Source organism: Cognaticolwellia mytili (assembly GCF_002104475.1).
Lineage (GTDB): Bacteria > Pseudomonadota > Gammaproteobacteria > Enterobacterales > Alteromonadaceae > Cognaticolwellia > Cognaticolwellia mytili.
Window position 1 is genome coordinate 40,691 of record NZ_NBOF01000007.1, and the last position, 14,155, is coordinate 54,845.

The following is a 14,155-nucleotide window of genomic DNA, read 5'->3' on the forward strand; positions in this document are numbered from 1 at the left end:
TCATTATTCCCAGTTTAAGATAACTTTACCTGATTGTCCTGAACGCATGATATCAAAACCTTGCTGAAAATCATCAATATTAAAGTGATGAGTGATAATTGGCGTTAAATCTAGGCCAGATTGGATCAAACTTGCCATTTTATACCAAGTTTCAAACATTTCTCGCCCGTAAATGCCTTTAATAGTTAAACCTTTAAAGATCACTTGGCTCCAATCTATCGCCATATCTTGTCCAGGAATACCTAGCATGGCAATTTTTCCGCCATTATTCATGTTGGCTAACATATCAGTAAATGCCGATGGTACACCCGACATTTCCATACCAACATCAAAACCTTCAGTCATGCCTAATTCAGCCATCACATCTGTTAACTTTTCTTTGCTAACATCAACTGCGCGCGTTGCGCCCATTTGGCGAGCAAGGTCTAAACGGTATTCATTAACATCAGTAATAACCACATGACGAGCACCAACATGCTTGGCTACAGCTGCCGCCATAATACCAATAGGGCCAGCACCGGTAATTAATACGTCTTCACCGACTAAATCAAATGATAATGCCGTATGCACAGCGTTACCAAATGGGTCAAAAATAGCGGCTAAGTCATCAGAAATTTCATCGGGTAATTTAAAGGCGTTAAATGCAGGAATAACTAAGTATTCAGCAAATGAACCTTCGCGGTTAACACCAACACCAACAGTATTACGACATAAATGCGTACGACCACCACGACAGTTACGACAATGGCCACAAGTAATGTGCCCTTCGCCTGAAACGCGATCGCCTAAAGAAAAGCCACGGACTTCTTGGCCAATGCCCACTACTTCGCCGGCATATTCATGACCTACAACCATAGGGACTGGAATGGTTTTTTGTGACCATTCATCCCAATTATAGATATGAATATCAGTGCCACAGATGGCTGTTTTTTTAATTTTAATTAACAGATCATTATGACCCAACTCAGGCTTAGGTGAGTCGGTCATCCAAATGCCAGGTTCTGCCTTTAATTTTGCTAAAGCTTTCATTATTAACCCTCAATCACTTTCATTTCTTTGCCGATGCGGATAAAGGCTTCAATTGCTTTATCTAATTCAGCTTTAGTATGCGCTGCAGAGATTTGTGTACGAATACGTGCCTGACCTTTTGGTACTACTGGAAATGAGAAACCAATAACATAAATGCCTTCTGCTAATAAACGATCGGCCATAGCACTTGCCACTTTCGCATCGCCTAACATCACTGGCACAATGGCGTGGTCAGCACCGGCACAAGTAAAGCCAGCCGCTTCCATTTGTGTTCTAAAGTATGAAGCATTGTCTTTCAAGGTTTTACGTAACTCACCGCCATCGGCTAATAAATCAATCACTTTAATTGACGCATTAACGATAGCTGGTGCTAAAGAGTTAGAAAATAAATAAGGACGTGAACGTTGACGTAACCATTCAACCACTTCTTTTTTAGCGGCAGTGTAACCACCTGACGCGCCACCCATTGCTTTACCTAACGTACCGGTAATAATGTCTACACGACCCATTACTTCACAGTACTCATGGCTGCCACGGCCTTGTTCTCCAACAAAACCAACCGCGTGTGAATCATCAACCATTACCATAGCATTGTACTTGTCAGCTAAATCACAAACCGCTTTCAAGTTGGCAATTACACCGTCCATTGAAAATACGCCATCAGTAGCAATTAACTTAAAACGAGCGCCAGCTTCATCAGCTTCTATTAAGCGTGCTTCCAGCTCTGCTGCGTCATTGTTTGCGTAACGGAAACGTTTTGCTTTACATAAACGCACGCCATCAATGATTGAAGCATGGTTTAAAGAATCAGAAATAATCGCGTCTTCAGGGCCTAACAATGTTTCAAATAAACCAGCATTAGCATCAAAACAAGAAGAATATAAAATGGTATCTTCCATGCCCAAGAAATTACTTAATTTTTGTTCTAGGGTTTTATGAATGTCTTGCGTACCACAAATAAAGCGCACTGACGCCATACCAAAGCCATGCTCGTCTAAACCTTCTTTAGCGGCAGCAATTAACGACGGGTGATTGGCTAATCCTAAATAGTTGTTAGCACAAAAGTTAACAACATCTTCACCAGTATTCACAGCGATTTGCGGCTGCTGTGCGGTAGTAATAACACGCTCAGCTTTGTATAAACCATCTTCTTTAACCTGCTCTATTTGCACAGTGAGGTGCGAGTAAAAGCCTTTCGTTGATGCAGAATCAGTCACGTTAATTCCTTAAATAATGTTGAGGTAATGTTTGTCTTTCAATGGCGTTATTATCAGCCTTTAAAGTGATATAAAAAAGTGACATTACTTGGTAATATGACCTTTTTTATAGTTAAATTGACACATATATATGTCAAAGCGTAAGTTAAACGCTACTTTATGAATTTATCGACTAATGGAGTGTAGTGTGCTAACTGAAAAAGATGAAGAATTATTGGCAATATTGCGAGTAAATGCCAGAGCAAGTATTTCGGATATTGCCAGAGCAACTGGTGTTTCCAGAACCGCGATACAAAACCGTCTTAATAAACTTGAAAATAACAAAGTAATTGAAGCTTACAGTGTAATATTAGGCAGCGAATATACCAGTGGATTGATTTCGTCGAATGTGTCATTAAAGGTGAATCCAAACCTGAGAAAAACTATCTGTGTGGCCTTAAGAAAAGTACACCAAATTAGTCATATATACTCTATTAGTGGTGAATATGACCTGTTAGTCACCATACAAGCCAGCACTTTAGAAAAGCTTAGTGAGGTACTCAATATGGTCTGTTCAACTGAAGGAGTAGAAAGAACCAACTCTTCCATTATTCTAGATACTATCTTTGAACGATAAACCTTAGCGCTAAGCAAGTAAATAAATTCAATTATTAAAATATAAGAATTAATCCGTTTGCTATCATCTTTAGGTATACTAGTGAGCATCGACCGTTGTTTTGAGTCCGTTTGAGTGCGAAATTTTTTAGCTTTATTCCTTTACCGCTTATTGTTTTTATTATTAACACCAATACTTTTAACCGTATTGCTTATCCGCTCAATTAATCACTCAGAATATCGCCAACGACTTACCGAACGTTTAGGCTTACTATCAAAAAAACTAAAAACTGGTGGTATTGTTGTTCATGCCGCGAGTGTTGGCGAAGTAATAGCTCTTAAACCTTTTATTACTCAGTTAATTACCCAATATCCAAATACTGCAATTACAGTGACTACCTTCACTCCTACGGGGTCAGCACAAGTCATCAAACTTTTTGGTAAGCAAGTACAGCACAATTACTTGCCACTCGATAATATAATTTCAACGCAGTTATTTTTACAACGCTTAAAGCCTCAAGCTATTGTTTTTATGGAAACAGAATTGTGGCCTAACTTGATCGCGCAATGCCAAGCTAAAAACATCAAGCTGATGCTGGTCAACGGGCGTTTATCAGATAAATCGATGCGCAGTTATCAAAAGCTTAATTGGTTGATCACGCCAGCCATTCAGCGTTTTGACAGCATATTAACCCAAAGCCAAGTTAATCAAGGTAATTACTTAGCGATGGGAGCAAACACAGAGCGATGTCAGTTATCAGGTAATTTAAAGTTTGATATTTCTTTGAATGCTGATGTTGCAGCCAAACAAACAGAGCTAGCAAACCTAATAACAGAAAAGCGTAATATTTGGTTGATTGCCAGTACTCACCCCGGTGACGAAGCATTAGCGCTAAAAGCTTTTGAGCTAGTAAAACAACAAGATAACTCAGCATTGTTGATTATTGTGCCGCGCCACCCTGAACGATTTGAGCAAGTGGCTAAATTAGCAGAAGAGGCTGATAACCAAGTGCTTAAACGTAGCAAAAAACAAGCAGTAACACTCAGTACCAATGTGTGGATTATTGATACCTTAGGTGAATTGTTAGCGGTTTGCGCATTAGCTGATGTGGTAACTATGGGTGGAAGTTTTAACGAAATTGGTGGTCACAACCCATTAGAACCAGCATTGTTTCACAAACCCGTTATCGTTGGCCCAAATATGAGTAACTTTAAGGAGATATTACTCCAACTCATCTCAGCTCAAGCTATAGTACAAATTTCCGAAAATGACGCTATGCCACAAACGGTAGCAACTGAAGTGCTACGATTATTATCAGATAGCACTGCAGCACAATTGCTAGGAGAAAATGCTTATCAAGTGGTACAGGAAAACCAAGGAGCAACTCAGCGCTCACTAACTGCCTTACAAAAACTCATTAACTAACCCTACGACGACTGGTTATAGGTACTTTTTAAACCAGGCCACTATTTCTTGTGTGGCTTGTTCTTTATTGCGAACAAGGCCATGATTGTCTTCAGGGTAAAGCACTAATTTATTCGGCATCTTAGCTTTATTTAAAGCGGCGGCCAAAGTTATCGATTGTTCAACAGCAACGCGCTTATCCGCGGTCCCATGCAATAATAAAATAGGAACATCCTGAGGTATTTGATCGAGCCATTTCAGCACTGAGCGCTTTTCAAGCTCTGTTTGTTTGTTATCGTTATAATTAGGAATACGTTTTTTATAAACCTTTTCCATTGCTGGCCGCTCCGCTAAACCAATGCTTAGATCAGAAACACCAGAAATAACCGCTACTGCTTTAGCTTGATTGGTTTGCTTTAGGCTTAAGTACGTTTGCATGCCACCACGGCTGATACCAAACATACCTATTCTGTTTTTATTCGCGCTAGCAATACTCGGGATCAGCTTAAACAAGGCTGTGACGTCATTAACATCTTTACCACCAAACTCATCATCGCCCCCTTTATCTTTGCTAAATGTGCCGCGATACTGGCTACCAATAATGACAAAGCCTTGTTCAGCAATCGGAAACAAATTACGCACCATTGAAGCAAATACAACACCACCATAATTACCATTACCACCACGGTTATAAATTACTACCGGTAATTTTTCAGTAATATTTTTTGGCTGGATAATAAAACCTTTAACTTTATTACCGTCAACCATATATTGAAAATTTCGACAGGAAAGTCCTTCTTTAAAACGATTAAAGTCAGCAGCTGTGAATTTACGATCAAAGGCTGCTAACCTCTTAGCACGCATATCAACATTTTTTATTTTCTTCTCGAGCTTATTTCTAATAAACAATCGCCAGGTGTCATAACTAGCAAAGTTACCTCCAAAGCAGTTCCTTTCTGCGAGAACGCTTTCGTCTGCAATAAGTCCAGCGGTATTACCGAATAGCGGCAGCATTAATAAAATGCCTGCAATGAGAAGTTTATTCACATTAAATCCTTATAAATGAGTGAAAATAATAAGCATTAGATATTGACTCATTCATTGAGCCATAAAGTTGGCTTTACACTACAGGTTTATTTTTTAAGGTAAAGCCTTACACCTAAAATAGTAATTAAAATCAATAAGATTAAACCAAAAATTCCTAACACTTGATCTAAGCTTTTATGTGAAGTCCACTGTAAATAATGCACCTTGTACAACCAGTTAATTAACTGAGTATCTTTCCCCTTTTGGATTAAGCGTAAGTTATTCCAATCTAGCTTTATCTCAACGCCGGTATTGGTTTGAGCTGATAAGCCATCTAGTTTAATCACTTTGCCATAACGTTCACTATTACCAGTAAAGGCATCAAGCAATAAGGCTTTAAATTCTGCTTCAGAAGGTGTCGGTTTGAGCAACAACGAGTCAGGGTCTAAATGCTCGGTTTGATTATTGGATTTTACTAATAAATGATCACCCAAAATAGTGCTGACTAATTTCACTTCTTGCCAATCGCGCTTTGGTTGAAGCGCTATAGACTCATTAAGCGGATAGGTTTTAACTGAAAGTTGCTCATAAGCACCTTGATACCCCGGCTTGATAAAAAATATGATGCCGGTAATTGTCCAGCCCAACATGGGTAAAACCAAAATTAGGCCAATAATTTTATGCAGTTTTCTACTTTTTATCACGTTATATTTTCTTCTATTGATGTAATTTAGCGTGGAGCTTTAGGTTTTTATACCGCGGAACAACTAGGCGTTAACACGTTCTTCTGCAACTTCTTTTATTCGCACTGGTGTTGAAAAATCTGCTTGAGTATCCAATGCTAATGGAATTAGCCATCGTAAATTGGGGATAATATTTTTTGGTAGTTCAGCGACCTTTAAAATATGAATTTCTTCCGCTTCAATGGTTTTAGCACTAAAGGCGAGCTCAGATTGAGCAAAGTACATATCAACATCATAACAACTAGCGCGAAATACATTTGCAAAGTAGGTCCAATCTTCATCTCGAGTGACTACACCCGTTTCTTCAAAAAACTCCCTTACCATAGCAGCAACGGATAATTCATTGACTTCAACTTTTCCACCAACACCATTAAACAAACCTCGCTGCCATGCTGGGTTTATTTTCTTAATTAGCACCACGTGGCTTGAGTCTTGGGAAAACAAAAATCCGGTAACATATTTTTTCACTACAACTTTCATTAGCTATTTACACACCGCATCAAGCTTATACCGTCTATATCTGTTGAGAAGCCAAAGCTTTCGTAAAACGCTACCATTTCAGGCAAACAATATAATTCAAAGTGTTTAACGCTATGTAAATCTTTATGCTGCTTAACTAAACTCATTAGTCGTTGACCTAACCCGGCTCCTTGATGTGATTTATCAACAATTACATCAAATATAATGGCCTTAAAAATGAAATCGGTGATCACGCGAGTAAATGCTATTAGATTTTCATCTTCATCCAATATACCAATACAAACTTGCGAGCCTTCAAGGCAACGTTTAGTTTCCTCAACTGTACGGCCACTGCTCCACCAAGCTTGTTTATGAAGCCAATAGACTTGTTCAATATATTTATCCGTAAAGCTATAAATGACTTTCATCTGCTTCCCTGTACTTATCTAAAGCAATTCTGCATAGTTATCAGCTATCAATCGGTCGATAGTTTGATTCACTTGTGCGATGCTAATTTGCATCATTAGATCTTTGCCTTTAGCGCGAACTCCCCAAGGCAGTTGCTTAACACTTTTACCATACTGTAATTGTATTGCCGCTTCATAGGCACTTACCACATATTGTGGATATAAATACGGCCCAGTACGCTTTGGATTACTGTGTGCGTATAAACCGACCACAGGAGTACCAACGGTCACTGCCATATGAGCAGGGCCAGTATCAGGTGCTATGACCAAGTGCGCCGCTTTTAATACCGCGAGAAGTTGCTTTAAACTAGTTTGGCCAACTAAGTTAAGGATCTCATTTTCACCTGTGCTAAATTCACTGCGGCTAATAATCGCTTCAGCAAGCAGTTTTTCCATGGTTGTTGGGCCACCACAAATAACCACCTTAAAACCGCGAGCATTTAAGTGCTTTGCGGCTTGAGAATAACCTTCTGCGTGCCAATTGCGTTCAGCCTTGCTAGCTGCTGGGCAAATAATAGCAATAGGCTTATCTGCTTTATTATTATCATTGAGCTTTTCATTCGCCCACAGTTGCTCTTCATCTGTAATCGGCATACGCCATATCGGCGCGCTAGCTTCTACACCCAACGCCTCTGCAAAGCCCATAAAACCATCTAATACATGCGGTTCAGCTTGTGCTGCGATTTTTTCGTTAGTAAATAGCCACTGTGCTTCTTTTGCCCGTTGGTTATCAAAGCCTATTTTAACTTTCGCCGGAATACATAAACTAGCAAGGCTTGCGCGCAATGCCACTTGCATATGCAGCAAAACATCAAATTTCCTGCCTTTTAATTTTGCTCGTAAATCACGATAACCTTGCAAGCCAGCTCGCTTGTCGAAAATAACAAATTCAACACCTTCCATACCTTGCAGCAAACTTGCTTCAATTTTACCAATCACCCAAGTGATTTTGGACTCTGGCCACTGGCGCTGAATATTTTGCACCATTGCAACAGCATGACAAACGTCACCGATAGCTGATAAACGTAATAAACATAAATTTTTTGGCACAGATAATTGACCCAGCATAAAGGAATCACCACAATAGGAGCAGAAATATAATATAGGCCTATTATCTTGAACCAGCCCGCAATTGTAAAACCCTGTCAGGAAAAATTTTTTCAACAAGGCAATGTTTACTGCCGTTACGACAATGTTGAAATTGAAGCTTTTGCCCCCGAAATGCTCGACAGTGAATATTGGCAAGCAAAGAATTCTATTGTTGGTAGTGCTCAAGGCCGTGGTACGACTTGGTTTATTGCCACTAAAAACTCTGCACACATTATGCAAAATTGGGTGTTGCGCCATTATTATCGTGGCGGGCTAATTGGAAAAATCATTAACGATCAATATTTATACGGCGGTTTAGAAAAAACACGCGCTGCCCGTGAGTTTGCATTATTAAAAACCATGCGTTCAAAAGGTTTACCCGCACCAAAACCTGTTGCTTTTCGCGTTATAAAACACGGACTTTTCTATCGCGCTGACTTGCTGTCATCACGCATTGAAAATGCCAGCGATTTAGTCGGCGTATTGAGTCATAAAAAAATTGATCATGCGCTGTGGTTTACAATTGGCAAAGTGATCAAAGCATTCCATCAACAGGGTATTTATCATCATGATTTAAATGCTCACAACATTTTAGTTGATGATAAAAATCAGGTTTTTCTGATAGATTTTGATCGTGGCGAGCAGCGAAAAACGTTAGAAAAATGGCCTGAAGATAATATGGCTAGGTTATTACGCTCATTTAGAAAAGAATGTCATCGAGTGGTTAACTTTCAATGGCAAGAAGAGAACTGGCAAGCCTTGATGAAAGGTTACCAGTCTTAACTTAAATATCGCAGTTTAGGCAGCGTCTAAACTGTCTTGGCAGCGTTGGCGGTACATAGCACGAGCTTTCAAAAACTCGTCTTGTGCTGATTCACTAATGTACGGTTGAATGATAACTAAAATTTTCAAAACGCCTTGATAAAATACCGCATCGTTAATTTCAGTGTCATTATTTTGGGTTTGATAAAAGCTTAACCAAAAGGTATTCACTAAACGTAAAATACTAACAATATCAGGTAAATCTTCATCTAAAAATTCCATCATTTTCGCATCACGCAATGAAATCAATAACTCACTAACTCGTTGTGAAATAAAACTTTGTACCTCAACATATTTATCATGAAGTAGTGGGTTTTTAGCAAGCAGTACAGGTAAATTACTATAGAAAAAACGAAATTTCATCATTGCTTGAAACACCACATCCATATACAAAATAATGGCATCTAGCGGCTCTACGTCAGGACTAACTTCAGGCATAGTTTCTATCAACAAGCTACGCGCGTACTCTTCGTAAATTGAGAGAATAATGTCCTCTTTATTACGGAAGTGGTAATAGAGATTACCAGGGCTAATACCAAGATCGGCAGCAATATGATTTGTGGTAACGTTACGTTCACCTTGTTCATTAAATAATACAATGCTGGCTTGAATTATTTTATCCCGAGTTTTCATGAATACTACTTCTTGTATTTGGTGACATAGATTTTTCTATCATACTATCAAAATTAGCCAAAATTAAAGTATTTCGAGTAAATACTTTAAGCTAACCCTATGTTGACACCTGTTAGATTTGAGTGCATGGTAGTTTTTTTAATCAACAATAAGGAAATAAAATGATAAGTAATTGGCATGAAACTATTAATCAAAGAGATATTTCAAAATTAGGCTCAATGCTAAGTGAAAATGCAGTATTACATTCACCTGTTATTCATACACCGATTCAAGGTAAAAAAATGGTTTCGATGTATCTACAAGCGGCTTTTCATACCTTTCTCACTGATGATTTTCGCTACGTTAAAGAGTTCATTAACGGTCAAACCGCTGTTCTTGAATTTCAACTAACGCTTAATGGCATAGAAGTGAATGGCATTGATATGATCACCTGGAATGATGACCAACAAATTACTGAGTTCAAAGTGATGATCAGGCCATTCAAAGCACTAAATATGATTAATGACCAGATGACGGCCATGCTAGCCAAACTACAGCAACAAGCAGCGCAATAAAATCAGTAATAAAGATAGCTTTGAAATTCGGCAGTTTGCCATTTACAATAAGGTTTTTATACCATTAAAAACCTTAAAACTATGCCAGTAAAAGCAATTTATCCAGGAACATTTGATCCTGTGACTAACGGCCATGCCGATTTAATCGAACGAGCCAGTCGTTTATTTAGTGAAGTAATTGTTGGCATCGCCGCTAGTCCGAGTAAAAAGCCGCGCTTTGATTTAGCACAGCGTGTTGCTTTACTTGAAGCAGTAACAAGTCATTTACCCAATGTCAGTGTTGTCGGCTTTACTGGCTTATTAGTCGATTTTGCTAAAGATCATCAGGCTAATGTACTGATTCGTGGTTTACGCGCAGTTTCAGATTTTGAATACGAATTCCAACTAGCCAATATGAACCGTCGCTTGTCGCCAGATTTAGAGTCAGTGTTCTTAACACCTGCGGAAGAAAATTCTTTTATATCTTCTACGTTAGTAAAGGAAGTTGCCATACATAATGGTGATGTTAGCCAATTTGTTCATCCAGTGGTTAAGCAAGCACTTGAGCAGTCTTTACTACAAGATAAGAAAAAGTAAAAAACTCACTCCAGTTTTTAGCAATAAAAAAGCAGCTCCAAGAGCTGCTTTATAATATCAATCGGCTTTTAATTTATCTTGCTCAGTACGTTTGAAAACACTGAAACTAATGCTTCAATAGCTCAGCCAAGCTTTGCTCTTTTAATAATAAATTCTTAGCGCCAGAAATTAGTCTGTGAGTACCATGACATCGGGCACATGCTTGCACGGCTAGCGTACCTAAATCCATCCCTTGATCTTTAAGCGTTCCTGTTTTCAAACTATTCTCTAAACTTAACAAGGTATTATTCATTTCTTCACTTGGATAGCTTTGTTTGTCTTGTTTATGGCAATCGCTACATACCTCACCTAATTTATGCATGCCCTTTTTAAGATCAGTTAGCGAGGATAAAGCAAGCTCCGTCATACCATCTTCTGAGGCTATCTTGATCTGATTAACTTGCGTAATTAAGCTTTGCATATGGGTGTTAAATGGCAGTAAAGGTTCAACTTCAACTGCTGAAAAGTCAGGCGCTCGATACGTCAAGGCAGTAATTTCTCGATAATCACTATGACAAGAGTCACAGTTTTTTTGCAAATTATCCACTGCAATTAATACGCCGGTATAATTTTGCTGAGCAACGTGGTTTTTTAAGTTTTCAAGTGTTGATGTTGCAAGTTTTTTATCCCAACTAGGCACCATTTCGCTAATTTTAAAGTAATGCTCATTTAATGCTGCCGCCCACTTATTAAGATGTTTTTGGTCTTTCTCTTGGGCGTAAAACTCTACAGCCTGAATTTCACGGCGCAGTTTAAACATATTATGCAACCAAACCTGACGCTTGTTCTCAGGCTTATACCATTGCGCTAATGCTGTTGGTGGTGTTTTAATAATAACGGCTTTGTCGCTATGTTTATAGACAATCCCTGCTATCACTAAAGCAAGGATTGCTTGCAGTACAATAAAATAAATCCATCTCATAGCGTGTGTAATTCCCAAAGCCAAGTATATATGTGCAGTATACGAATAATTGTATACCAGTGATGTAAATAAGTAGTTGATCAGGCGCAAAAAAATTATTCTAAGCCATAGCAACCAACACTTTGCTTTGTTATTTAGTAATTTAGCTCTTTAGTGATTTAATTTTTTGGCTTCTTCGCTGCTTTTTTCTTACTAGGCACTTTCCGCTTAGCTTTAGATTTTGTTGCTTGTTTTACGGTTTGTTTGGGTAAAACTTGGCATTGTGGGCAAAAAACAGAGCTGCGATTTGATTGACGAATCTCTTCTAACACACTTTGACAACCATCGCATTTTTCACCCGCGCGGCCATACACAAAAAGCTTTTGCGCGAAATAACCCGGTTTACCGTCGGCTTGAGTAAAATCTTTTAAAGTAGTGCCACCTTGTTCAATAGCGGCCGCTAAAACTTGTTTAATAATATCCGTTAGCTCATTAAACTTTTCTTCACTAACGCTATTCACTAACGTCGCAGGGTGAATACTGGCAATAAACAATGCTTCATTGGCATAAATGTTACCGACGCCAACCACGACATGGTTATCCATCAAAAAGGTTTTAATCGGCACTTTACGATTACCCGCTTTGGCAAATAAATGCCCATAGCTAAAATCATCGGTTAGCGGCTCAGGTCCGAGCTTTGTTAATAACCCTTGTTGATCTAAGTGTTCTGGAAACCACAATACTGCGCCAAAACGGCGCGGATCATTTAAGCGCAATATTTTTTCATTATCAAACAGCATTTCAAAATGGTCGTGCTTAACGGCTGGTGTGTCTTGCTCTAAAATTCGCACTGAGCCTGACATACCTAAATGCAGTAACAAAGTACCATTAGAGAACCGCAGTAATAAATACTTAGAACGACGCTCTATTTTTTCTAAGGTTTTACCGACAACACTATGCACTTCTTCTGGAATAGGCCAACGAAGTTTGGCATTGCGCACCACAACATCTTCAACTTGTTTGCCGGCAATGTGTGGGGTAATGCCTAAACGGCATACTTCAACTTCTGGTAACTCTGGCATCTACAATCAGTCCTAGTTTTATTTAGTTTCTGCAGTCGCCATGCGGGCAACTAGCGCATCAGCAAAACGTTGTGGAGAAGCAGCATCCATATTGAAATATAGTGACGGCTCAATTAATTCAGCTTCCATCAAAGCAAAGGTATCTTGATGACGAACAAAATCAATACGGGCGTAAAGTAACTCACCGTGCAACTTGCTAATGGCTTGCATAGTTTTATTGGCTGCAGCTTCAAGTGCAGGCTCAGGAGTTACTGATAATAGTCCGCCACCATGCTCTTCTTGTACACGAAAATCACCTTTAGCTGGCGTTTTTAATATCGCGTGACTAAATTCACCGTTGAAATAGAACAAAGAGAACTCACCTTCTTGGCAAATATCAGCCATAAAAGGTTGTACCATCATTTCTCGACTAGCAAACGCTGCGCTTAATTCGACAATTTTACTTTGGTAGTTATCTTGCGTTAACCAGAAAGTATTATCAGCGTTAGCACTAACTCTTGGCTTTAAAACTATTTGCGCCGTGGAAAAATGCGTAAAATATCCAGCAAGATCATCAGCATTAAAAGCATCTGGCCATAGTGTTGGTACAATAGTGACATCGTCAGCTTCTAAGTGAGTTAGGTAAATTTTATTAATATTCCACTGCACTACGTTTAAACTATTTTCTAAACGAGCACTTGATTGCTCAATGTTGGTCAGCACTTTCACGAAGCTTTCCATATCATCTTGATAATCCCAAGGACTGCGAATAACCACCACTTCATAATCTGACCAGTTCACTGAACTATTGCGCCATGAAACTACTTCCGTTTGCCAACCTAATGCCAACATTGGCTGATCAATTAAGTCATCATACGCTTCAAAGTCAACCAAACTGTCCATTGATAAAATTGCACATTTTCTCATAATATTTCATTTTCTCTGCGATGTAGCTGTGAACGAACACAAACAAGGGTGAGTTAATTAGCAAAAATTTCTTGTGGAAATAACTGCCCGTAAATTTCTATTGGCAACGCTAGCCATTGTTGTTGCTGTGGGTTAAAAACCAGTAATTGTTGCTCGGTTGCATAAACATTTAATTGTAATGGCTCTGCAAGACCTGCAATATCAAGCTTAACGTCGAGGGAAAATTGTCGATCAATTTCTGGTGCTTGTGCCATCACTTCACCAGTGCTTTGCTGCCATGACATCATCATTTGCTCTAACGCTTGGCCCGAAATATTCGCTGGATTTGCACGCCAAGTACGACCTATTCGCTCGACTAAAACCACATTTTCTATCGTCAACGTCAATATCACTTGCTGTGGGTCAATAATAGCAAGTGCTTGGCTAGCACTGCTATCAGAGCTTTCCCCTTCAGGTGAATAAACTTTTTTATTAACAACATTAATAAGCAGAATAAAGCCCATTACCGCAAAGATAATGACATTATTCCAACCGGTTTTTGATAATTTAATCATGACACAACGCTAAGCTTTTAAACTGATGATCATCATACGAAATAATTGAGCTTAATTGT

At 38.9% G+C, this 14,155-nt stretch carries 16 protein-coding genes and 1 pseudogene; 5 read left to right on the top strand and 12 right to left on the bottom strand.

Going from position 1 to position 14,155, the window contains the following annotated elements; genetic code table 11:
- Positions 1 to 3 precede the first annotated feature (3 nt).
- Both tdh and B7C41_RS18705 read right to left on the bottom strand, forming a co-directional pair.
- The gene (gene tdh / locus B7C41_RS18700; RefSeq protein WP_085300496.1) at positions 4 to 1,029 is read right to left on the bottom strand and encodes an L-threonine 3-dehydrogenase; all 1,026 of its coding nucleotides are present in this window, start codon (positions 1,027 to 1,029) and stop codon (positions 4 to 6) included.
- 2 nt (positions 1,030 to 1,031) lie between these two features.
- Positions 1,032 to 2,246, bottom strand: coding sequence for a glycine C-acetyltransferase (locus B7C41_RS18705; RefSeq protein WP_085300497.1), 1,215 nt, complete (start codon positions 2,244 to 2,246; stop codon positions 1,032 to 1,034).
- 187 nt (positions 2,247 to 2,433) lie between these two features.
- On the opposite strand from B7C41_RS18705, the gene B7C41_RS18710 reads away from it, so the two are divergent.
- Together B7C41_RS18710 and waaA are read left to right on the top strand one after the other, a co-directional pair.
- On the top strand, positions 2,434 to 2,862 hold the full coding sequence (locus tag B7C41_RS18710; protein WP_085300498.1) for an Lrp/AsnC family transcriptional regulator: 429 nt from the start codon (positions 2,434 to 2,436) through the stop codon (positions 2,860 to 2,862).
- A 114-nt stretch (positions 2,863 to 2,976) separates the two neighbouring features.
- On the top strand, positions 2,977 to 4,266 hold the full coding sequence (gene waaA / locus B7C41_RS18715) for a lipid IV(A) 3-deoxy-D-manno-octulosonic acid transferase (protein WP_085300499.1): 1,290 nt from the start codon (positions 2,977 to 2,979) through the stop codon (positions 4,264 to 4,266).
- Positions 4,267 to 4,281: 15 nt separating this feature from the next.
- Here the strand turns inward: waaA and B7C41_RS18720 are convergent, their stop codons facing one another.
- From B7C41_RS18720 to B7C41_RS18740, 5 genes are all read right to left on the bottom strand, one after another.
- Entirely contained in the window at positions 4,282 to 5,292 is a 1,011-nt protein-coding gene (locus B7C41_RS18720) for an alpha/beta hydrolase family protein (protein ID WP_085300500.1), read from the bottom strand.
- An 86-nt stretch (positions 5,293 to 5,378) separates the two neighbouring features.
- Positions 5,379 to 5,975, bottom strand: coding sequence for a PepSY domain-containing protein (locus B7C41_RS18725; RefSeq protein ID WP_085300501.1), 597 nt, complete (start codon positions 5,973 to 5,975; stop codon positions 5,379 to 5,381).
- 63 nt (positions 5,976 to 6,038) lie between these two features.
- The gene (locus B7C41_RS18730; RefSeq protein WP_085300502.1) at positions 6,039 to 6,494 is read right to left on the bottom strand and encodes an NUDIX domain-containing protein; all 456 of its coding nucleotides are present in this window, start codon (positions 6,492 to 6,494) and stop codon (positions 6,039 to 6,041) included.
- Positions 6,494 to 6,901 carry a GNAT family N-acetyltransferase gene (locus B7C41_RS18735; protein ID WP_085300503.1) on the bottom strand — a complete coding sequence of 136 codons (408 nt, stop codon included), beginning with the start codon at positions 6,899 to 6,901 and terminating at the stop codon, positions 6,494 to 6,496. The genes B7C41_RS18730 and B7C41_RS18735 overlap by 1 nt, the downstream gene beginning before the upstream one ends.
- 18 nt (positions 6,902 to 6,919) lie before the next feature.
- Positions 6,920 to 8,008, bottom strand: a complete 1,089-nt coding sequence (locus B7C41_RS18740; protein ID WP_085300504.1) for a glycosyltransferase family 9 protein — start codon at positions 8,006 to 8,008, stop codon at positions 6,920 to 6,922.
- A gap of 48 nt (positions 8,009 to 8,056) precedes the next feature.
- On the opposite strand from B7C41_RS18740, the gene B7C41_RS18745 reads away from it, so the two are divergent.
- The gene (locus B7C41_RS18745; RefSeq protein ID WP_235839784.1) at positions 8,057 to 8,812 is read left to right on the top strand and encodes a 3-deoxy-D-manno-octulosonic acid kinase; all 756 of its coding nucleotides are present in this window, start codon (positions 8,057 to 8,059) and stop codon (positions 8,810 to 8,812) included.
- A gap of 15 nt (positions 8,813 to 8,827) precedes the next feature.
- Here the strand turns inward: B7C41_RS18745 and B7C41_RS18750 are convergent, their stop codons facing one another.
- The gene (locus tag B7C41_RS18750; RefSeq protein WP_085300505.1) at positions 8,828 to 9,484 is read right to left on the bottom strand and encodes a TetR/AcrR family transcriptional regulator; all 657 of its coding nucleotides are present in this window, start codon (positions 9,482 to 9,484) and stop codon (positions 8,828 to 8,830) included.
- A gap of 161 nt (positions 9,485 to 9,645) precedes the next feature.
- Here B7C41_RS18750 and B7C41_RS18755 point away from each other — a divergent pair, with 161 nt between their 5' ends.
- The gene (locus B7C41_RS18755) at positions 9,646 to 10,038 is read left to right on the top strand and encodes a nuclear transport factor 2 family protein (protein WP_085300506.1); all 393 of its coding nucleotides are present in this window, start codon (positions 9,646 to 9,648) and stop codon (positions 10,036 to 10,038) included.
- 81 nt (positions 10,039 to 10,119) lie between these two features.
- Positions 10,120 to 10,614, top strand: a complete 495-nt coding sequence (coaD, locus tag B7C41_RS18760) for a pantetheine-phosphate adenylyltransferase (protein WP_085300507.1) — start codon at positions 10,120 to 10,122, stop codon at positions 10,612 to 10,614.
- 106 nt (positions 10,615 to 10,720) lie between these two features.
- Here the strand turns inward: coaD and B7C41_RS18765 are convergent, their stop codons facing one another.
- The 4 genes and pseudogenes from B7C41_RS18765 to B7C41_RS18780 all read right to left on the bottom strand — a co-directional run bounded on the left by B7C41_RS18765 (position 10,721) and on the right by B7C41_RS18780 (position 14,096).
- Positions 10,721 to 11,575, bottom strand: coding sequence for a multiheme c-type cytochrome (locus B7C41_RS18765; protein ID WP_085300508.1), 855 nt, complete (start codon positions 11,573 to 11,575; stop codon positions 10,721 to 10,723).
- A 254-nt stretch (positions 11,576 to 11,829) separates the two neighbouring features.
- Positions 11,830 to 12,636: pseudogene (gene mutM, locus B7C41_RS18770) on the bottom strand (bifunctional DNA-formamidopyrimidine glycosylase/DNA-(apurinic or apyrimidinic site) lyase); the annotation flags it as partial.
- Between the two features lie 18 nt (positions 12,637 to 12,654).
- Positions 12,655 to 13,542: an ATP-grasp domain-containing protein gene (locus tag B7C41_RS18775; RefSeq protein WP_085300510.1), complete on the bottom strand. Its 888-nt coding sequence runs from the start codon at positions 13,540 to 13,542 to the stop codon at positions 12,655 to 12,657.
- A 53-nt stretch (positions 13,543 to 13,595) separates the two neighbouring features.
- Positions 13,596 to 14,096 (bottom strand): hypothetical protein, encoded by a 501-nt coding sequence (locus B7C41_RS18780; protein WP_085300511.1) that lies wholly within the window; start codon positions 14,094 to 14,096, stop codon positions 13,596 to 13,598.
- Between the last annotated feature and the right edge of the window lie 59 nt (positions 14,097 to 14,155).

What these genes read in the sequence shown, in the direction of transcription:
- B7C41_RS18775 (WP_085300510.1), bottom strand. Translation starts at nt 13,542, where the DNA reads ATGAGAAAATGTGCAATTTTATCAATGGACAGTTTGGTTGACTTTGAA.
- B7C41_RS18735 (WP_085300503.1), bottom strand. Translation starts at nt 6,901, where the DNA reads ATGAAAGTCATTTATAGCTTTACGGATAAATATATTGAACAAGTCTAT.
- coaD (WP_085300507.1), top strand. Translation starts at nt 10,120, where the DNA reads ATGCCAGTAAAAGCAATTTATCCAGGAACATTTGATCCTGTGACTAAC.
- B7C41_RS18780 (WP_085300511.1), bottom strand. Translation starts at nt 14,096, where the DNA reads ATGATTAAATTATCAAAAACCGGTTGGAATAATGTCATTATCTTTGCG.
- B7C41_RS18740 (WP_085300504.1), bottom strand. Translation starts at nt 8,008, where the DNA reads ATGCTGGGTCAATTATCTGTGCCAAAAAATTTATGTTTATTACGTTTA.
- B7C41_RS18730 (WP_085300502.1), bottom strand. Translation starts at nt 6,494, where the DNA reads ATGAAAGTTGTAGTGAAAAAATATGTTACCGGATTTTTGTTTTCCCAA.
- B7C41_RS18765 (WP_085300508.1), bottom strand. Translation starts at nt 11,575, where the DNA reads ATGAGATGGATTTATTTTATTGTACTGCAAGCAATCCTTGCTTTAGTG.
- tdh (WP_085300496.1), bottom strand. Translation starts at nt 1,029, where the DNA reads ATGAAAGCTTTAGCAAAATTAAAGGCAGAACCTGGCATTTGGATGACC.
- B7C41_RS18750 (WP_085300505.1), bottom strand. Translation starts at nt 9,484, where the DNA reads ATGAAAACTCGGGATAAAATAATTCAAGCCAGCATTGTATTATTTAAT.
- B7C41_RS18755 (WP_085300506.1), top strand. Translation starts at nt 9,646, where the DNA reads ATGATAAGTAATTGGCATGAAACTATTAATCAAAGAGATATTTCAAAA.